The 20,197-nt window shown below is 50.4% G+C and carries 17 protein-coding genes; 6 read left to right on the top strand and 11 right to left on the bottom strand.

From position 1 onward, the window contains the following. Positions 1-30: 30 nt before the first annotated feature. Positions 31-549 carry an NUDIX hydrolase gene (locus tag NOC_RS13375; RefSeq protein WP_011330988.1) on the top strand — a complete coding sequence of 173 codons (519 nt, stop codon included), beginning with the start codon at positions 31-33 and terminating at the stop codon, positions 547-549. Here NOC_RS13375 and NOC_RS13380 read toward each other — a convergent pair. The 8 genes from NOC_RS13380 to NOC_RS13415 form a co-directional block, all read right to left on the bottom strand. Then, positions 541-1,815, bottom strand: a complete 1,275-nt coding sequence (locus NOC_RS13380) for an MgtC/SapB family protein (RefSeq protein WP_004269139.1) — start codon at positions 1,813-1,815, stop codon at positions 541-543. The two genes, NOC_RS13375 and NOC_RS13380, sit on opposite strands and share 9 nt — an antisense overlap. 35 nt (positions 1,816-1,850) lie before the next feature. Continuing rightward, a complete protein-coding gene (rimI, locus tag NOC_RS13385; RefSeq protein ID WP_004269127.1) occupies positions 1,851-2,279 on the bottom strand; it encodes a ribosomal protein S18-alanine N-acetyltransferase in 429 nt (142 codons plus the stop codon). A 144-nt stretch (positions 2,280-2,423) separates the two neighbouring features. Beyond that, positions 2,424-3,119, bottom strand: coding sequence for a uracil-DNA glycosylase (locus NOC_RS13390; protein ID WP_004269148.1), 696 nt, complete (start codon positions 3,117-3,119; stop codon positions 2,424-2,426). Between the two features lie 9 nt (positions 3,120-3,128). Continuing rightward, a complete protein-coding gene (locus tag NOC_RS13395; protein ID WP_004269192.1) occupies positions 3,129-4,664 on the bottom strand; it encodes a 2-isopropylmalate synthase in 1,536 nt (511 codons plus the stop codon). Between the two features lie 257 nt (positions 4,665-4,921). Then, positions 4,922-5,746, bottom strand: a complete 825-nt coding sequence (gene pssA / locus NOC_RS13400) for a CDP-diacylglycerol--serine O-phosphatidyltransferase (protein ID WP_004269113.1) — start codon at positions 5,744-5,746, stop codon at positions 4,922-4,924. Then, positions 5,746-6,762: a ketol-acid reductoisomerase gene (gene ilvC, locus NOC_RS13405; RefSeq protein ID WP_004269174.1), complete on the bottom strand. Its 1,017-nt coding sequence runs from the start codon at positions 6,760-6,762 to the stop codon at positions 5,746-5,748. The genes pssA and ilvC overlap by 1 nt, the downstream gene beginning before the upstream one ends. Positions 6,763-7,019: 257 nt before the next feature. Next, positions 7,020-7,514, bottom strand: a complete 495-nt coding sequence (gene ilvN / locus NOC_RS13410; protein ID WP_004269184.1) for an acetolactate synthase small subunit — start codon at positions 7,512-7,514, stop codon at positions 7,020-7,022. A 1-nt stretch (position 7,515) separates the two neighbouring features. Next, entirely contained in the window at positions 7,516-9,264 is a 1,749-nt protein-coding gene (locus tag NOC_RS13415; protein ID WP_011330990.1) for an acetolactate synthase 3 large subunit, read from the bottom strand. 263 nt (positions 9,265-9,527) lie between these two features. On the opposite strand from NOC_RS13415, the gene pyrC reads away from it, so the two are divergent. Next, complete coding sequence (gene pyrC, locus NOC_RS13420) at positions 9,528-10,565, top strand: dihydroorotase (protein WP_004269126.1); 1,038 nt, start codon at positions 9,528-9,530, stop codon at positions 10,563-10,565. A gap of 41 nt (positions 10,566-10,606) precedes the next feature. On the opposite strand, the gene purC is transcribed toward pyrC, so the two are convergent. Genes purC through dapA form a run of 3 tightly spaced genes read right to left on the bottom strand, consistent with a single transcriptional unit; the run spans position 10,607 to position 13,253 of the window. Further along, positions 10,607-11,323, bottom strand: coding sequence for a phosphoribosylaminoimidazolesuccinocarboxamide synthase (gene purC, locus NOC_RS13425; RefSeq protein ID WP_004269124.1), 717 nt, complete (start codon positions 11,321-11,323; stop codon positions 10,607-10,609). A 16-nt stretch (positions 11,324-11,339) separates the two neighbouring features. Further along, on the bottom strand, positions 11,340-12,323 hold the full coding sequence (gene bamC, locus NOC_RS13430) for an outer membrane protein assembly factor BamC (RefSeq protein WP_004164027.1): 984 nt from the start codon (positions 12,321-12,323) through the stop codon (positions 11,340-11,342). A gap of 51 nt (positions 12,324-12,374) precedes the next feature. Next, a complete protein-coding gene (dapA, locus tag NOC_RS13435) occupies positions 12,375-13,253 on the bottom strand; it encodes a 4-hydroxy-tetrahydrodipicolinate synthase (protein ID WP_004164032.1) in 879 nt (292 codons plus the stop codon). 172 nt (positions 13,254-13,425) lie between these two features. Between dapA and NOC_RS13440 the strand changes: the two genes are divergently transcribed. The 4 genes from NOC_RS13440 to NOC_RS13455 all read left to right on the top strand — a co-directional run bounded on the left by NOC_RS13440 (position 13,426) and on the right by NOC_RS13455 (position 20,119). Further along, entirely contained in the window at positions 13,426-13,959 is a 534-nt protein-coding gene (locus tag NOC_RS13440) for a glycine cleavage system protein R (RefSeq protein ID WP_004269130.1), read from the top strand. Between the two features lie 22 nt (positions 13,960-13,981). Next, positions 13,982-14,449 (top strand): peroxiredoxin, encoded by a 468-nt coding sequence (locus NOC_RS13445; RefSeq protein WP_004164030.1) that lies wholly within the window; start codon positions 13,982-13,984, stop codon positions 14,447-14,449. 365 nt (positions 14,450-14,814) lie between these two features. After that, positions 14,815-18,801, top strand: a complete 3,987-nt coding sequence (locus NOC_RS13450; protein ID WP_147094462.1) for a ribonucleoside-diphosphate reductase subunit alpha — start codon at positions 14,815-14,817, stop codon at positions 18,799-18,801. A 79-nt stretch (positions 18,802-18,880) separates the two neighbouring features. Further along, complete coding sequence (locus tag NOC_RS13455) at positions 18,881-20,119, top strand: ribonucleotide-diphosphate reductase subunit beta (protein ID WP_004164014.1); 1,239 nt, start codon at positions 18,881-18,883, stop codon at positions 20,117-20,119. The last annotated feature ends 78 nt before the right edge of the window (positions 20,120-20,197 follow it).

Here is a 20,197-nt window from a genome sequence, read left to right on the forward strand (position 1 = left end):
GTCCATCCTGGCCTTAGAGAATTTAAACTCATGCCAAACCAGCGTACCCTACTCTACCGTGGCCGGATTATCGATCTTGGTCTCGAGCTGGCTTCATTACCCAATGGCCAACAGATAAGTTTGGAGATCGTCCGCCACCCGGGAGGGGCAGTCATCGCGGCTGTCGATGATAAACAACAAATTTGCTTACTCCATCAATACCGGCATGCAGCCGGCGGTTTTATCTGGGAAGTCCCCGCAGGTAAACTGGACCCTGGCGAGTCTCCATTTGCTACCGCTCAGCGAGAACTTGCGGAAGAAGCCGGTCTCCGTGCTAGCCATTGGACCGAGCTGGGCGCTATTTATAGCACCCCAGGCTTCTGCGATGAAATTTTGCATCTTTATCTCGCTCAAAACCTGACCGCTACCTCTCGCGACCCTCAGCCTGAAGAATATCTGGAAAGCTATTGGTTCCCCCTCGCTAAAACCCTTGAGTGGGCCCATCGAGGGCGAATCAAGGATGCCAAAACATTGGTTATCCTATTTCGAGCCGCGGCCGCCTTAGACTAGCTCCAGGCTGGGGAAATTACCGCTCCACATCAACAGGCTACCGCCTCCCACCACGATCGAGAGTAAAAAAATTCCTAGAAGAGGCAGCCCAAAACGGCTTCCGCCTATCCCCCAGGCCAACCCCCCTTTAACCAGCGTGTTCACCATAGCGGCCAGGAAAATCCCTATGGCGGCAACAGCCAAGACTTGGCTATCCTCTTGGGCCATCCGTGCTAGGGTAAGGGAGATAGCATCAACGTCGCTAATACCCGAGATTCCCGCTGCTACATACAGCCCAATCTCTCCAAACCACTCCTTTAGCGCATGAGCAGCCAAGATAACTAATGCCAACAAGCCACCAAATTTTACCGCCATCCCCAGATCGCAAGGATTATCTAGCACTAGATGGGGTGTAGATTGGCGCTTAGCACCCCGCCAAAGCCAGTACCCTCCCCCGTAAACGATGATACCCATCAAACCAGCGGGGAAAAGTAAATAAAGCGCCATGGAAGGGTGGATAATGCCCACCACCAATAAGAGCCGCGGAAACATGGTGGCGGCGGCAAATGCAATTCCCGCGCTAAGTAAACGCTGGCCTCGAGGATTAGCACGGGCAATTCGAGAAAAATGCAAAGTCAAAGCCGTCGAGGAAACCAGTCCGGCAGATAGTGCAGTCAACAATATTCCCCGTCCCGTTCCCGCAATGCGGACTGCGAAATAGCCAATGAAAGACACCCCCGCAATCAGAACCACCATCCACCAAATCTCATAGGGGTTGAGAATTTGCCACGGGCCAAAACCTTGGTTAGGCAACACGGGCAGCAGCACTACGGAAATAAGCAGGAGTTTATAGACAGCGTAGAGTTCTTCCTGGCGCAGCCGAGCCAACCAGGCGTGTAAAACGGGTTTAAGGCCTAATAATACAGTCACCACAACCGCCGCTGCCGAAGCGACCACCTCATAACCCGCAACAGTCAAAGCACCCAAGGTAAAAGTCACCAAAGTAGCGACCACTGTGGTCAAACCACGGGCTCCGCTCCGCTTTACGCTGTCAAAATGGGAAACCAGGACCAGTAAAACAAAAGTTAAAAAAGCAAATCCCAGGAGAACTGCTCCAAACTGCTCGGACAATAAAGCCCACAGCCCCCCCAGCAGGCTAATCAGTCCAAAGGTACGCAAGCCAGCGATACGGGCACCTTCCTCCGCATGACGCTCTTGCCATCCCCGTTCCAAACCTACCAGCAACCCTAGCGCAAGCGCTAGCCCCAGTTGTTCAAGGAGCGCCATAAGTTTACCTTCCCAAGGATCGCGGGAAGTTAAAACTAATCGACGAGGTGTAAGGCCAGCAACAGGGCGTCTTCACGGCCCTTGTGGGCCGGATAATAACCTTTACGGGTCCCAATTTCATTAAAACCAAACTTATGGTAGAGACGAAGCGCCGGGCCATTAGAAGGACGCACCTCAAGAAAGACGGTATTGGCGCCCCGCTTACCAGAAATCTTTAAAAGGTGGCGGACGATATATCCTCCACAGCCTTGTTGATGATAATCCGGATGAACGCAAATATTAAGCACATGAGCCTCGCCGGCCCTCACCGCTACTACCCCGTAGCCATAAATCTTGCCTCCTCGCTCATAGACCCAGGCATCATAGCCGGCCTGTAAGCAGTCAACAAAGGTACCCTCAGTCCAGGGAAAAGCGCAGGCCGCCCGTTCAATCGCTCCGACCACTTTCAGATCAGCCTCCCTCATAGGTCGGGGGGAAAAAACTCGTAGTCTGCGCACTAACCTTCGAAACAATTTACCCTTCTCTGCCTGCGGAATAGTTTGTTGTTTCTATCGGGGAATATATTCTTGGCACTTAGAACAGCACTTTTGATAATACCGTAGACATTCTCAAAATTCACGGTATACCTTGTGCGCCAGCTGCAAATCCTGCCATGCCCGGCGTTTCTCCCGCGGCGCACGGAGTAGGTAGGCTGGATGATAGGTCACGACTAAAGGAATAGTCGTCTCTGGATATTGATGTACGCTGCCGCGCAGACGTCCCAAGGGGAGCGAGGACTTAAGAAGATTTTGCCCCGCTACCCGCCCTACCGCCAGGATAATGCGAGGCCGCAACAAGGCCACTTGGCGGCGAAGGTAGGGTTCACAATGGGCCACCTCTTCAGGTAGTGGATCCCGATTGTTGGGGGGACGGCATTTAAGGATATTCGCAATATAGACCTGCCCTCGCTGCAATCCTACTGCTTCTAGCATAGCGTTGAGTAGCTGTCCTGCCCGGCCCACAAAAGGTTCACCTTGGCGATCTTCCTCGACCCCCGGCGCCTCCCCGACAATCAGCCATTTTGCCGCTTGATCCCCCACCCCAAATACGGTTTGCGTACGGCCGCAGTGCAACAAACAAGCCGTGCAGCTGGCCACCTGGACGGCAAGCTCCTCCCATTCCGACGCCACCTCGGCAGATGGAGCCAGAGGAATGAGTTCTTCACCCGTTTCCACTAGCGGCTTTTTTCCAGTGCTTGTAGGCTGACGCTGCTGCCAAACCTGGATTCCCATCGTCTCTAAATAGTGTAACTGGCGGGAGTCCATAAATTTACCTCAAACCTGGGGATAGGCCCGCTCTACTGGGTATAGAATCTTGTTTAAAGCATTGACGTAAGCCTTGGCCGAGGCCATCACAATATCTGTATCCGCACCCTGACCGTTTGCAATGCGCCCATTTTTCTTCAGCCGAACCGTTACCTCTCCCTGGGCATCCGTGCCGCTAGTAATACTATTTACTGAATAAAGCAGTAATTCCGTATTACTCTGAAGAATAGAATCAATAGCTTTATAAGCAGCATCCACCGGTCCGCTCCCGGGAGCGGATGCCTGCCGCTCTATACTATCCACACTTAAGGTGACAGACGCTATTGCGGTTTCTCCTGTTTCCGAAACCACCTTAAGCCATGAGAGTTTGAAGCGCTCATTTTCAGCGGCCAAGTTAGCATCGGTTACCAGCGCCTGGAGATCCTCATCATAGATCACATGTTTTTTATCCGCTAGTTCCTTGAAACGCTGGAAAGCAGCATTTAATTCTTCCTCGGTCTCAAGCTCAATACCCAATTCCCGTAAACGGGCCCGGAACGCGTTGCGTCCCGAATGCTTGCCAAGGATCATTTGATTAGCATGCCAACCCACGTCTTCTGCACTCATAATCTCATAGGTTTGGCGTTCCTTGAGCACGCCATCCTGATGAATGCCTGATGCGTGGGCAAAGGCATTGGCCCCCACAATAGCCTTATTGGGCTGCACGGAAAAGCCGGTAATGCCCGAGACTAAACGAGACGTGGGAACAATTTGGCTGATATCGACATTAGTATCGCAAGGAAAAGAATCTTGGCGAGTGCGGACCGCCATGACCACCTCCTCAAGAGCAGCATTGCCAGCCCGCTCCCCCAGACCATTAATGGTACATTCTACCTGTCGGGCGCCACTCATTACGGCAGCCAAAGAATTAGCCACCGCCATGCCTAGATCATTATGGCAGTGGACTGAGAAAATAGCTTTATCCGAGTTTGATACCCGCTCACGCAGAGTACGGATAAGTTGAGCAAACTGCTCCGGTAGATTGTAGCCTACAGTATCAGGGATATTGACGGTCCGGGCACCAGCAGCAATAACAGCTTCCAAAATCCGGCATAGAAATTCGATCTCTGAACGGCCTGCATCTTCGGGGGAAAATTCCACATCATCGGTATATTCTCTCGCCCGTTTCACGGCTTTAACGGCATGCTCTAGGACTTGGTCCGGCTCCATCCGGAGTTTCCTTTTCATATGAATAGGCGAAGTCGCAATAAAAGTATGAATTCGCGCAGACTCGGCCTCCGCCAAAGCCTCGCCAGCACGATCAATATCTGCCCCGAGCGCCCGGGCTAAACCACACACCGTGCTCTCCCGCACACTTCTAGCCACCGCTTGTACCGCTTCAAAATCACCTTGGCTGGCTACTGGAAAGCCCGCCTCAATCACATCGACTCTCATACGTTCCAAGGCTTTAGCGATCCGCACCTTCTCTTCCCGAGTCATGGAAGCACCGGGGCTTTGTTCACCGTCCCGTAAAGTCGTATCGAAAACGATTAATTTATCTTTCATCACTGGCTAATCCACTCTTTTACACCGTTAGATGTGCAACGGAATCGATGCGCCGCCAATTTCTGTGAACCCGCCGGCGCAGCTGCTAATTGAATAATTGGATTGATTATTTTTTGCCCCTTAGCAGGGCAGCAGCAAGAGTAGGGCAGCCACATAAAGGCCACGAAGCTCTAAAATAGAGCCATTGAAAGGGTAAATAAGGGATATTAATCCAAGCATAGCGCTACTATATCGCGGTTATTGGTAAATGCCAATGCCTATTTCTCGTTGTCGTCCGGTGGCTTAGCCGAATCCGCGGGAGTCCGGCGCTGCACTCGATATTGTACTCGATGCTGGTGTAGCCGCACCAAGGTCACTGCTGGCCCTGATAAAGCATAAAGCAGGAAAGCGATGAATAATACCTTGGGCGGATCGACTGATATTAAGACAAATACCAATACGACCGCCAAAATAGTCACAAAGGGAACCTTATCCCCATTCCCAAAACCTCTAAAACCATAATAACGGATATTGCTGACCATAAAAATAGCTGTTGAAACTGTAAGGATGAAAGCCGGAATCATAAGATCATCGCCAGCTATACCGGCATCCGTGGCGAACCACACTAATCCCGCTAAACAAGCGGCTGCGGAAGGGCTCGCCAAGCCCTGGAAATAACGCTTATCAGCGATTCCTACTTGAGTGTTAAAACGGGCCAACCTTAGAGCAGCGCAAGCGGCATACAGGAAGGCGGCTAGCCATCCTAATTTTCCTAAGCCAGAGAGGGTCCACTCATAAATAACTAACGCTGGTACTAGTCCGAAAGAGGCCATATCGGCCAAACTGTCATACTCCGCGCCAAAAGCGCTCTGGGTATTGGTCAAACGAGCAATCCTTCCATCCACCCCATCCATTAACATCGCTATAAAGATAGCCTCGGCCGCCGCGTCAAAATGACCATTCATGGCTGCTACAATGGCATAAAAACCGGCAAACAAGCCTGCTGTGGTTAGTAGATTGGGAAGAAGATAGATTCCTCTGCGGCGCCGGCCATTACCGCCCCGCGCGGCGATTGGACGTTTCTTATCCAAATTTACCGTCACTAGTTTTTACTTTTATCCACAATACGGCTTTTCCCAATCCACGGCATCATTGATCTCAATCTTTCACCGACTTGTTCAATTAGATGCTCTTGGCCTAAGCGCCGTTTTGCCTTAAGGGTAGGGGCACCCGCTTGGTTTTCCAGAATAAATTCACGGGCAAACTCACCACTTTGGATCTCACTAAGGATACGGCGCATCTCCGTTTTGGTTTTATCATCGATAATTCGTGGGCCACGAGTAAAATCACCATATTCAGCGGTATTAGAGATGGAATAACGCATATTAGCGATACCGCCTTCGTACATGAGGTCGACAATAAGCTTAAGCTCGTGCAAACATTCAAAATAGGCCATTTCGGGCGCATACCCTGCTTCCACCAGTGTTTCGAAACCTGCTTGCACCAACGCTGTCACTCCTCCACAAAGAACAACCTGCTCCCCAAAAAGGTCTGTTTCCGTCTCTTCTCTAAAAGCCGTCTCGATAATCCCCGCTCGCCCGCCTCCATTTGCTGCGGCGTAGGACAAAGCGATCTCTCTCGCCTTAGTAGAAACATCCTGATGTACAGCGATCAAGGAGGGCACCCCCCCTCCTTGAGTATACGTGGATCTCACCAGATGCCCAGGCCCCTTGGGAGCCACCATGATGACATCGAGATCAGCGCGCGGCTCAATTTGTCTAAAGTGGATATTAAAACCGTGGGCAAAGGCTAATGTAGCGTTTTGCTTCAGGTGAGGCTCGATATCTTCCTGATAAAGTTTTGACTGGTGCTCATCCGGCGCTAAAATCATCGCCAGATCCGCTTCCTTAATCGCTGCCTCGATAGGTAAAACGGTCAAACCCGCATTCTCGGCTTTAGCCACAGAAGTCGAACCGGAGCGCAGGCCAACCACCACATCCACACCCGAGTCCTTAAGGTTATTCGCATGAGCATGCCCTTGGGAGCCATAGCCAATAATGGCAACTCGCATACCTTGGATCAAGGATAGATCACAATCTTTATCATAATAGATATTCATTGCTTCCTCATCGCAACGTTAATTTTTAAAAGTGTATAGTGTATAAAGTTCGGGAGCGCTGGATAACAATCAAAATGACGAAACCGCTACATTGAATAGCGATTAATGCTTGCTTTTAGCGAATTCCTTTCGTCCTTTGTAGCTAGGCAGGGATCAAAATCTTTGTCGTAGCTTAAGAAATAAAGGAAGGAGAGGAAGCCGCAAAAACAGGGGCCACTTATTTTTTGGCATCACACTAAGCTCTGGCTATAATTCACCTAGAGTTGCAACCCTTTTACGCCACGGGCAATTCCCATCGCTCCAGAACGGACGGTTTCCAAGATTTGGAACTCCTTAAGCACCTGGATAAAGGCGTCCTGTTTATTACCACTACCCGTGAGCTCTATAGTATAAGTACTATCGGCAACATCAATGATGCGGCCACGGAAAATATCACTTAAACGTTTAACCTCATCCCTTTCAGCCGCCGAAGTAGCCGCCACTTTGATCAGCATCAACTCCCGCTCAATATGCGCTCCCTCGGTAAGATCCTCTAACTTAACCACATCAACCAGCTTATTTAACTGCTTCAAGATTTGCTCGATGATCTCATCCGAACCAGTGGTAACCAAAGTCATACGGGACAAGGAAGGATCTTCCGTGGGCGCCACAGTCAGGGACTCGATATTATAGCCCCGTGCAGAAAACAAACCTGCAACCCGAGACAGAGCCCCGGATTCATTTTCCATGAGTAAAGAAATGATATGACGCATGTCAGGCCCATTCTCTTTCCAGCGATTGGGGCACCTTACACTCGGGAGCTAAGTGCATCTCATGATGCCCCTTACCTTGAGCAATCATCGGATACACATTCTCTGTCTGATCAGTAATAAAATCTAAAAATACCAGCCGGTCCTTGAGCGCGAAAGCCTCTTTCAAGGCGGCGTCTACATCTCCCGGCTCTTCTATCTGCATGCCTACATGACCATAGGCCTCGGCCAGCTTCACAAAATCAGGTAAAGCATCCATGTAGGAATGAGAATAGCGCCGGTCATAGAAAAATTCCTGCCATTGGCGCACCATACCCATATAGCGATTATTGAGATTCACAATTTTAATGGGTAAAGCGTACTGCATGCAGGTGGATAACTCCTGGATACACATCTGGATACTGGCCTCGCCGGTCACACAAACCACGGGTGCGTCAAGATAAGCCAATTGCACTCCCATCGCCGCTGGCAAGCCAAATCCCATGGTTCCCAGCCCCCCCGAATTGATCCACCGTCTTGGCTTGTCAAACTTATAGAACTGAGCTGTCCACATCTGGTGCTGCCCGACATCGGAAGTGACATAAGCCTCTCCCTTAGTAATCTCATAAAGCCTTTCGATAATATACTGCGGCTTAATGAGCTTGCCATCTTGCTGGTAACGCAAACAACGACGCCCCCGCCATTCCTCAATTTGAGACCACCACTTGTCCAATGCCTCTCCATCAGGCCTCTTGTCGGTGCTTTTTAAGACTGTGATCATCTCCTTCAGCACCAAACCCACATCCCCCACGATGGGGATGTCGACTTGTACATTTTTAGAAATACTGGAAGGGTCAATATCCACATGGATAATTTTGGCATAAGGGCAAAATTGCTCTAAATTACCCGTCACGCGATCATCAAAGCGGGCACCAATAGCAATCAGCACATCACACTCGTGCATTCCCATGTTAGCTTCGTAGGTCCCGTGCATCCCCAACATGCCTACAAATTGCGGATCAGTGCCGGGATACCCTCCCAGTCCCATCAAGGTATTGGTGACAGGATAACCAAGCAATCGAACAAATTCAGTCAATGGCTGAGCCGCATTACCAAGGACTACCCCTCCACCCGCATAAATCATAGGGCGGCGGGCGGACAAGATAAGATCAACGGCCTTTTTTATTTGCTCGGGAGTTTCCACGGTTACCGGATGATGATAAGAGCGCAAGGTAAGCTGCTCGGGGTAATGGTAGGGGATCTTGACATTAGGATCGGTTACATCCTTAGGAATATCCACCACTACAGGACCGGGGCGACCAGTGGTAGCAATGTAAAAGGCTTTTCTAACCGTTAAAGCCAGATCATTAAGATCTTTGACCAAGAAATTATGCTTAACGCAAGGGCGGGTAATCCCTACAGAATCCACTTCCTGGAAAGCATCGCTCCCAATAGCCGCCCGTGGCACTTGACCAGTAATCACCACCATGGGGATAGAGTCCATGTAAGCCGTGGCAATACCAGTAACCGCATTGGTAGCGCCAGGGCCAGAAGTAACCAACACCACGCCAGGCTTACCCGTGGCACGGGCATAGCCGTCAGCGCCATGGGCCGCTCCCTGCTCGTGACGTACTAAAATATGCTTAACCGCCTCTTGTTGATAAAGCGCGTCGTAAATGTGCAATACGGCACCGCCCGGATAGCCAAAGATATATTCCACACCTTCGTCTTGCAAACACCGGACGAGGATCTCGGCACCACTCAAGAGACCCACGGCAGAAACCTCTCTAAATTTATCAAAGTTAATTCGCCCACAAACAGAACCTGCTGGTAATACTCAAACACAGTAACTAGATCCTGACTTTGGGTCAAGGTAGAATCCCTATCTCCAAGTCCTTATTGAAAGGCACTTAAAGGTAAAGGTTATCAAAAAACCATTAAACGCACCCCAATAACTCACCAGGATTCTCAGAGAGAAAATTTCCCTCTCAAATCACTGCTATCAATTACGCACTTCCATAGTAGATATACAAACTTATGGTAACAACCCTACAACTGACTCGCCCTGATGATTGGCATCTGCATTTGCGGGATGGAAAAATGCTAACCGACATTGTTCCGGCCACGGGCCGCCGTTTCGCTCGGGCTATCATTATGCCTAATCTGCGGCCACCTATTACCACCACCACACAAGCACTGGCTTATCGAAAACGTATTCTTGCAGCTCAGCCTAAAAATTTAGACTTCGAACCCCTAATGACCCTCTATCTTACTGATAATACCATACCTGAGGAAATCACTCGCGCTCGGGACAGCGGGCATATCTATGCGGTTAAATTATATCCTGCAGGGGCAACCACTAATGCCGATTTTGGAGTTACCTGCTTGCACAAACTCTATCCTGTACTGGAAGCCTTGCAACAGCAGCAATTACCATTATTAATCCATGGCGAGGTGACTGATCCTGCAGTCGATATCTTTGATCGGGAACGGGTCTTTATTGAGAGTCACCTCATTCCGCTGCTCCATGATTTTCCGGCCTTACGGGTAGTACTGGAGCACATTACTACCCAAGAGGCGGTGGACTTTATCGAGGCAGCGCCACCAAACATTGCCGCCACTATCACCCCCCATCACCTGCTATTTAACCGCAATGCCCTGTTAGCAGGGGGAATTCAACCCCATTATTATTGCTTGCCGGTACTCAAGCGGGAAATCCATCGCCAAGCTTTGGTAGCCGCAGCTACTAGCGGCAACCCCAAGTTCTTTCTAGGAACAGATAGCGCGCCCCATGCCAAAACCGCTAAGGAAACAGCTTGTGGCTGTGCCGGAATCTACAGCAGTCATGCCGCCCTGGAACTTTATGCTGAGGCTTTCGAGGAAGCAAGCGCTTTGGAAAAGCTAGAGGCATTCGCCAGCTTTCATGGGCCTGATTTCTATGGTTTGCCCCGCAACCAAGACACGGTGACGCTCATCAAAACTCCATGGCAAGTGCCGGAGAGCCTACCTTATGGCGATGATGCGTTAATACCCTTGCGTGGGGGAACGACGGTTGCCTGGCGCCTTGCCGAGTAGACCCACAATGTCGTGTGCTACAAATATCCTGAAAAGTACGCCTATAACGACATACCTAAGCGCCGGGCTACCTCCTCATAGGCTTCCGTAACCCCCCCTAGCCCATGGCGGAATCGATCCTTATCTAGTTTCTCACGGGTCTTCACATCCCAAAGACGACAACCATCTGGGGTAAATTCATCACCCAACAGGACTTGACCCTGAACATCACCAAATTCCAACTTGTAATCCACTAACAATAATCCCGCCTCCAGAAATAATACTTTTAAGATGTCATTAATCCTAAAAGTATACTCCTTCATCTGCTCAACCTGTTTCGGGTTCGCCCAGCCAAAAGTGCGGATATGATATTCATTAATCATGGGATCATGGCGGGCATCGTCCTTAAGAAAAAACTCAAACACGGGGGGATCTAAATCAAGACCATCTTGCACCCCTAATCGCCGGCACAAACTGCCAGTAGCAATATTACGCACCACGCATTCGATGGGAAACATCTCCAAGCGCTTAACGAGAGATTCTTGTTCGCTCAACAGACGCTCGAAATGGGTTGGAATACCCGCCGCCGCCAATTTTTCCATAATGAAGGCGTTAAATTTATTATTGATTTCTCCCTTGCGGCTGAAGCGCTCAATTTTCTTCCCATCGAAGGCCGAAGTATCGTCACGGAAATACAGAATTAGCTGGGTAGGATCGTCCGTTATGTAAACGGTCTTGGCCTTACCAGAATAAAGCTCAGATTGTTTTTTTGTTGCCATACGCTTCCTTCTTTATCTACTCAGTCAATTGCTCACCTAGCAAGGACAATAAGCGTTTCGCGGTGGCCGACTCATCACGCCGCCCCTCAGTATCAAGGATAACTACCCGAGTCGCCGCGCCGTCGGAAATTAACTTGATCTGGTAACGACTTTGCTCATCTTCATCCTCTTCATCATCCCAAAAGGCCAGCTTGGAAAACCAGCCTGAATCCGTTTCCTGCGGCTGCGCAAAAGGATCTTTATAGCGGATATAGTAAACACCTCGGGAGCGGTTTCGATCTTCTACGGAAAACCCTTTTTGATCAAGCACCAACCCTACCTGGCGCCAAGCGCGGGAGAAGTCTTCAGCTAGTTCCATAGCCGTGCCCCCATCCAGCATATTGATACGGCTAGGGCTGGTAGTAGCCTGCTGGCCGTTCTGCTCGACCCGGGCCAGATCCTGAGCATGCAATGCCCCAAGATATTCAGCTAAACGGCGGAGCATAGTTTCCGCCTGCTGCGGATTAGGATCAGCAGTATTCTGCTTTAAGTGAATAATGGTGGACTGGGGAGTCTCTCCACGCTCAATACGGACCCGATAATTGTCCTGTTCAGAAGAACCTGTGGTATCCATAAATCCAATACGGATATCCTCAGCCTTAATTTCAAGGCCGTTTTCGGCCCAGAAGCTGTGTACCCGTTCCCATACTTTCTTCTGGTCTTCCGGAACCAGCAATCGTTGTTCTACCCCCTCGCCTTCCAAGCGGGGTTTTCTGTCTGACTCAATCTCATAGAGATCCATCAAGGGGTTACGACCTTGTTCTTGATATTCTAAATAGGTCGCTGTACCGGCATCATCCTCTATTATGTTAGTACGAATAGCTTCAGCACTTAGATCGGGAGGAATATCCAGAGGTGGTAAGGTTTGGGCCTTACGGTATTCCTTAGTATTATCAGGCACTAACTCATCAAGCGCAGAAAAGATACTGCACCCCCCCAGGACTACGGGGATTACCCACAAAATGGCGTAACATCTCCCTATCCTTATGCCCATATTCCGATATTTTTAACCTTACTGCAGAATCTGCTCTTGGCGTAATGCTTGCCGTAGCAATTCATGATAACGTTCAGACAAAACGGTCAAGGGTAAGCGAATACCTTGGGCAATCAAGCCCATCTCATACAAGGCCCATTTCACGGGAATAGGGTTAACTTCAGAAAACAGAGCAGCGTAGAGGGGGCATAACCTAGTATTAATAGCCTCCGCAGCCTTGCGATTACCCTGCAGCGCCACGGTACACATTTCATGCACAGCCTTAGGCGCCACATTGGCGGTTACCGAAATAGTTCCCCGACCTCCTATTAGCATATATTCCATAGCAGCACTATCTTCACCGCTATAGAGATCGAGTTTATCGCCACACAGTTCTAGAATCTGGCGCCCTCGGGCAATATCTTCCGTAGCCTCCTTGATACCAACAATATTGGAAATATCCGCCAAACGGGCTACCGTTTCCGGCAATAAATCGCACGCCGTCCGGGTAGGTACATTATAAAGAATCTGGGGAATGGGGACAGCTTCAGCAATAGCTTTGAAATGGAGATATAAACCTTCTTGAGTGGGTCTATTATAATAAGGAACCACGAGCAAGCAAGCATCGGCACCAGCCTCTAAGGCCGCCCGAGTCAACTCTTCAGCTTCACGGGTAGAATTAGCGCCCGTTCCCGCAATTACCGGCAACCGCCCCTGGGCTTGATCCACCACCTCGCGGATAACCCGAATATGCTCTTTTACTTCCAGCGTAGGAGACTCTCCCGTAGTCCCTACCGTTACTATAGCATCAGTTCCGTTTTCTATATGGAAATCAACCAACCGCCGTAAACCTTCCCAGTCTAGGGCCCCGTCGGGATGCATCGGTGTTACCAAAGCAACCATGCTGCCATGAAACATAGCGCTATTCCCATAAATTAATAATGATTAACCGCGCATGGTACCCATGGACTCAAGGAATGGCAAGGCTCTGTCGCATTTCACCGACAGACAATTTAGATTAGTGACGACCGTACTGTAATCGGCTAAGCTAACTGGCCTATTTCTTTGAAAGGGTGCAGGCAAAAACACAATGCAGCAGCATTTGGTGATCTCGGCGATAGGACATGAGCAACCTGGGCTTTTAAAGGAATTAACTAGCGCCATACTGGATAGCGGTTGCAGCATCGAAGATAGCCGCATGGTCCTGCTTGGAACGAAATTTACCATACAGCTGCTCGTCTCTGGCAGTTGGAGCGCGGTGGCTAAATTAGAAGCCATGCTACCCGGTTTAAAGCAGCGGCTTACATTAACCATACTCAGTAAACGCACCGAAGCCCGCTCCCGCAACCGCACCCTTATGCCCTATGCGGTAGAGGCTATATCAATAAACCAACCCGGCATTATACATGAGCTAACTTATTTCTTTGCCAACCGCAATATTACTATCGAAGAACTTAGCACCCGATGTTATCCCGCGCCGCATACAGAAGCGCCTTTATTTTCGGTCAGCCTCATTATACACTTGCCCGCTGATCTATCCATTGCCGTTCTAAGAGAACAGTTTATGGAACTATGCGATAATTTAAATTTGGATGCTATCTTGGAGCCTATCCGAGGCCGCTAATCCCTACAATGTTAGAGATCCCATGACTGAAGTAACTATAGGAAAAACGGTTCCCGATTTTGAACTTCCTGCCACTTCGGGACAAACCGTCAAGCTGTCGCAACTACAAGGCCAAAACGTGGTGCTGTACTTTTATCCTAAAGACGACACGCCAGGATGCACCCGGGAAGGGCAAGACTTCCGAGACCTCCACCCAGAATTCAAGCGCCTTAACACCGTTATCTTTGGTATTTCCCGGGATACTCTAAAATCCCATGAAACGTTCAAAGCGCAGCAGCGTTTTCCATTCGAACTCTTATCGGATAAGGATGCAACAGTTTGCAGACTATTTGAGGTCATCAAGCCCAAGAAAATGTTCGGCAAAGATGTCAAGGGCATAGAGCGCAGCACTTTTCTCATCGATCAGGAAGGAATTCTGCGCGAAGAGTGGCGCAAGGTAAAAGTTGAAGATCATGCGGCGGAAGTGCTAGCAGCAACTAAAGCTCTCTAAGAAGCCCTTTTTAAAAATATATCCTGTAGGCACCGATACAGTGTTGAGGCGCATTTTGCAATGCTGAAGAACTAATAGTTAACCTCCGATTAGGCTACTCATTCACTTTTCTTTTCCCTCTGAGTAACCGTAAAAAATTAAGTATTATAGGAAACATCCGTCCAACGGGGCACTGCGCTACTTATCCACACGGCGCCGGATAATGTCGATCTAATTGCCCCTTGCGCTTCGCCTCAAAACACCCTATGTTGTGTTATGTAAGTCGGTTAACCACATCTTCTTGTGTTTTTACGCTGGTTAAAAACAACTCTAAACCTCCATTTAGTGCCTGAGAGTCTGCTATGAAAACGGAATCCTCTACTACTATGTCATACCCCCAGGAACAGACTCATGACCCCGAAGCCCTGGACCCTACCGTCAGAGTCACGGCCCCTGGTCAATACCGAGTCATTCGCCGCAACGGCAAAGTCACTGGTTTTGATCCCAGTAAAATTGCCGTCGCTATGACCAAAGCCTTCCTGGCGCTAGAAGGGAACGGCGCGGCAATGAGCAAACGCATCCACCAAACGGTGGAAGTCTTGACGGAACAAGTGGTGGAAGCCTGTACCCGCCGTTTAGAGACAGGGGGCACCGTCCATATCGAAGGTATCCAAGATCAGGTGGAACTCGCTCTCATGCGAGGGGGACACCACAAAATAGCGCGAGCCTACGTGCTCTACCGGGAAGAACGAGCCCGAGAGAGAGCCCAAACCGCAGCCAAAAATAAGAAAAAGACCATCGAACCGCCCATCCAAGTAACTTTGGCTGACGGCCGAACTGCACCATTGGATAAAGCCCGGCTCACCCGAATTGTAGAAGAAGCTTGCCAGAATTTACCGGAAACCCAGCCCCAGGCTATTATCAACGAAACCTTGCGTAACCTTTTTGATGGCGTCGCGGAACAAGATGTGGAAAGGGCCCTCATCATGAGCGCCCGCACCTTCATCGAAAAAGAACCCAATTACAGTTACACCACCGCCCGTCTATTGTTAGACAGTTTGCGCCGGGAGGCGCTTTCCTTCATCCATGGCATGGAAACCCATGCCACTCAGCAGGAAATGATCGAACGCTATCCAGAATATTTTGCTGCCTATATCAGGCAAGGCGCTGAAATACAATTGATTGACAGCCGCCTTACCCAATACGATTTAACCCGACTAGGCCAAGCCTTGCGGCCGGAACGGGATTTTCAGTTCACTTATCTTGGCTTGCAAACCCTCTACGACCGTTATTTCATTCACTCCGGCGGTACTCGTTTTGAGTTGCCCCAAGCCTTTTTCATGCGAGTTGCCATGGGGCTAGCCATCAATGAAATTGAACGGGAAGAGCGGGCCATCGAGTTCTATGAACTGTTGTCCTCCTTTGACTTTATGAGCAGCACCCCCACTTTATTTAACTCAGGCTCCTTGAGACCTCAGCTTTCCTCCTGTTATTTAACCACCGTGCCCGATGACTTGGATGGGATTTATAGCGCCATCAAGGACAATGCCCTGCTCTCCAAATATGCGGGCGGGCTCGGCAACGACTGGACTCGGGTTCGGGGAATGGGCGCTCACATCAAAGGGACCAACGGCAAATCCCAAGGCGTAGTGCCCTTTTTAAAGGTGACCAATGATACTGCCGTGGCGGTCAATCAATGTCTTGCGCCAAACACTTTGGTACACACGGCCGAAGGAATAAAGTCCATCAAAGCCATCCAGGCAGGGGATTTAGTCTTGAGTCAATGCGGCGAGTACCGGGAAGTAACCCGCAAGTTTGCCTATAATCAGACTGAAGCCATGGTGGAACTCAATATCAAGCACGGTATCGAGCCACTCAAAGTCACCACTGGTCACCCTTTTTGGGCACTGCGCGGCGTACCCATGGAACAATCCAGCTACCGAACCCTGTCCTGGCTTGCCCGCGGCAAAATACAACCTGAATGGGTCGAAGCCGGAAAGTTGTCCAAAGGGGATTATGTGGCCCAAGTAATACCGAAGGAGATAGTGCCGGTAGCTGATTTTACCGAAGACGACGCTCGCCTATACGGTATATTGCTTGGCGACGGGCACCTCTGTAAGAAGGGAGGGGAATGGGGGGTTTCCGGTAACCCTCGGCGAGACCACCACCTCCAGTTCGTACGCCATTACCTAGAAGTGCGCGGAATTCACTACTGGGAAATCAGCCGCGGCACTCGCTATGCTCAGATTCGTTGGGCCAGCGGCCGTGGTGCCGTTCGCAATGCCACCACCGGCCGCATCGTCGGCGCTGGCGCCCCTACTCTTCCATTTACCCGCGACGATCTCTATGATCACACCGAAAACAAACGCATCCACCATCGGCTCAGTCACCTTCCCCGCCGCCAGACCCTAGCCTTGGTACAGGGACTACTAGAAACTGACGGCGGTGTGAGTCGAAATAAGGAGATCTATTTTACTAGTACCTCATTTTTACTTGCGGAGGGGCTACGCTACCAACTATTGCGCTTAGGCGTACCTACCGCTGGCCAATACCGTGAACGCCAGCAGGGTCACAGCGGCCAGCGTAGCGATGGCAGTGAAATCCGTTTTAACGGTATCTGCCGAGCAGTGGATGTGAGAATTCCCGCCGTGTCTGAAATCGCGGAACGCCTCGGCTGCCGCGCACTCACCAAGCACAACTGGATCGAATATAATGGTTTTCTATTCACCCGCCTGCGCAGCGCACGTGATATCTCCCCCCTACCCTTCGTCTACGATCTCAAAGTCGAAGGTGATCCAAGCTATATGACCACTACAGCCCTAGTTCACAACGGTGGCAAGCGCAAGGGCGCGGTCTGCGCCTATCTGGAAACCTGGCACATCGATATCGAAGAATTCCTTGAGCTGCGCAAAAATACCGGTGACGATCGCCGCCGTACCCACGACATGAATACCGCTAACTGGGTGCCGGACCTGTTTATGAAACGGGTAGCTGAAGACGGCGGCTGGACTTTGTTTTCCCCCGACGAAACCCCGGATCTCCATGACTTGGTAGGCCAAGCTTTTGAAGCAGCCTATCTTGGCTATGAGGACAAGGCTAGCCGTGGCGAAATCAAGAATTTTAAAAAGCGGCGTGCCGTGGATCTATGGCGCAAAATGCTCTCCATGCTATTCGAGACAGGACATCCTTGGATCGCCTTTAAAGACCCCTGTAATCTGCGTTCCCCCCAGCAGCATGCGGGCGTGGTCCATTCCTCAAATTTATGTACCGAAATTACTCTGAATACCTCCGATGATGAAATCGCAGTATGCAATCTAGGCTCTATCAACCTCCCTCAACATCTGGATGAAGACGGTCTTAACCTGCCTAAATTGGAGAAAACCATCACCACTGCCATGCGCATGCTGGATAATGTCATCGATTACAACTATTACAGCGTACCCACGGCACGGCGCTCCAACCTGCGCCATCGGCCCGTCGGCCTGGGCCTCATGGGGTTTCAGGACGCCCTTTATAAACGCCGTATCCCCTATGCCTCGGAAGCCGCCGTGGAGTTCGCCGACCACTCCATGGAGGCAATCAGTTACTATGCCATCAAGGCTTCCAGCAACCTCGCCGCAGAACGGGGCAGTTACCATACTTTCGAAGGTTCCCTCTGGAGCCAGGGACTTCTGCCCATCGATTCCATCAGCTTGCTCGAAGAAAGTCGTGGCAGTTACTTCCAGCAAGACCGTTCCCACACACTGGACTGGGACAGCCTGCGGGAACAGGTCAAAACAGTGGGTATGCGTAATTCCAATTGCATGGCCATCGCCCCCACTGCGACGATTTCTAATATCTGCGGCGTCAGCCAGTCTATTGAGCCGACTTACCAAAATCTGTTCGTGAAATCCAACCTCTCAGGCGAGTTTACGGTGATTAACCCCTACTTGGTCCAGGATCTGAAAGCCCAGAACTTATGGGATGAGGTCATGGTCAACGACCTCAAATACTTTGATGGTAGCGCCCAGCCCATTGACCGCATACCGGAGGAACTCAAAACCCTCTATGCCACCGCCTTCGAGATCGATCCCCGCTGGCTGGTGGAGGCGGCCTCCCGCCGCCAAAAGTGGCTTGATCAGGCTCAAAGCCTCAACCTTTATATGGCCGAACCCAACGGTAAAAAGCTTGATAACCTCTATAAGCTCGCCTGGGTGCGGGGCCTCAAAACCACTTATTATTTACGCTCCCTGGGCGCTACCCATGTGGAGAAGAGCACCATGACCTCGGACCAGGCGAACAAGCTTAATGCCGTCCAATCGGGCTATATTCAGAAATCGGAAGCGCCGCAAGCTTGTTCCGTCCAGGACCCGGACTGCGAAGCCTGTCAATAGGCAGTCTCTTCGTGCCCGTACGGCACATGTAAATCGAGCCCAGTCAAAAAAAACTTAATTAATAATGAGGAGCTTAAAGATGCTGAATTGGGACAATCCACTTGCAGGCGTTGATAGCGAAAAAACCAAACCTCAAAAGTTGCCTCCCATCGGCGCGTACGACAATGAGAGTGGGGAGGAGATATCAGACAACTTAAATGAAACCTTTCTGACGGACAAGCCGACGCCCCATGCGGCTTCAGCTGCTGGGAACAATAATGGCACTGGCGTTTTAGGGGTTGAAGACATTGAAATGGGCGCGGCCCGGATTCAGGTGGACGATAAGCGAATTATCAACTGCCGAGCCGATCTGAACCAGTTAGTACCCTTTAAATATCATTGGGCCTGGGAGAAATATCTCAGCGGCTGCGCCAATCACTGGATGCCGCAAGAAATTAACATGAACGCGGATATCGCCCTATGGAAAAGCGCCGATGGACTGACCGAAGATGAACGCACTATTATTAAGCGCAATCTTGGCTTTTTCGTCACCGCTGACTCCCTGGTAGCTAACAATTTGGTGCTGGCCGTTTACCGACATATTACTAATCCTGAATGTCGCCAATACTTGCTCCGTCAGGCTTTCGAGGAAGCGGTGCATACCCATGCTTACCAGTACTGTGTAGAGTCCCTGGGGCTGGATGAAGGCGAGATTTTCAACATGTACCGGGAAGTGCCGGCGGTCGCCCGCAAGGCCGAATGGGCCCTGCCTTTTACCCAGCACTTGGCCGATCCTCAATTTCATACCGGCACTGCGGAAAACGATCAAAAACTACTGCGGGAACTCATCGCCTTTTACGTCATCTTTGAAGGAATCTTTTTTTACGTAGGCTTTGTCCAGATTCTCTCCATGGGCCGCCGCAACAAGATGACCGGCACGGCTGAGCAGTTCCAGTACATTATGCGCGATGAGTCCATGCACATGAACTTCGGTATTGATGTCATCAATCAGATTAAGCTTGAAAATCCCCATCTATGGTCAGACTCATTCAAACAAGAAACCCTCCGGATGATCCAGGAAGCGGTAAGTCTGGAAACCCAATACGCCCATGACACCATGCCCCGGGGCGTACTGGGCCTCAACGCGCCCATGTTTGAAGAATATCTTAAGTTCATTGCCAACCGCCGCTGCGCCCAAATCGGGCTGCCGGAACAGTATCCTGGCGCCAGCAACCCCTTCCCCTGGATGTCTGAGGTTTTAGATCTGAAAAAAGAAAAAAATTTCTTTGAAACACGGGTCACGGAATACCAAACTGGGGGCGCTTTGAGCTGGGATTAAACGAATCATCAATCAACAATAGCGGGCACTCAGCCCGCTATCTCATTTACAATTCCTGGGGGGGGCCAAATGACTTCT

Source organism: Nitrosococcus oceani ATCC 19707, assembly GCF_000012805.1.
In the GTDB taxonomy this organism is placed as follows: domain Bacteria; phylum Pseudomonadota; class Gammaproteobacteria; order Nitrosococcales; family Nitrosococcaceae; genus Nitrosococcus; species Nitrosococcus oceani.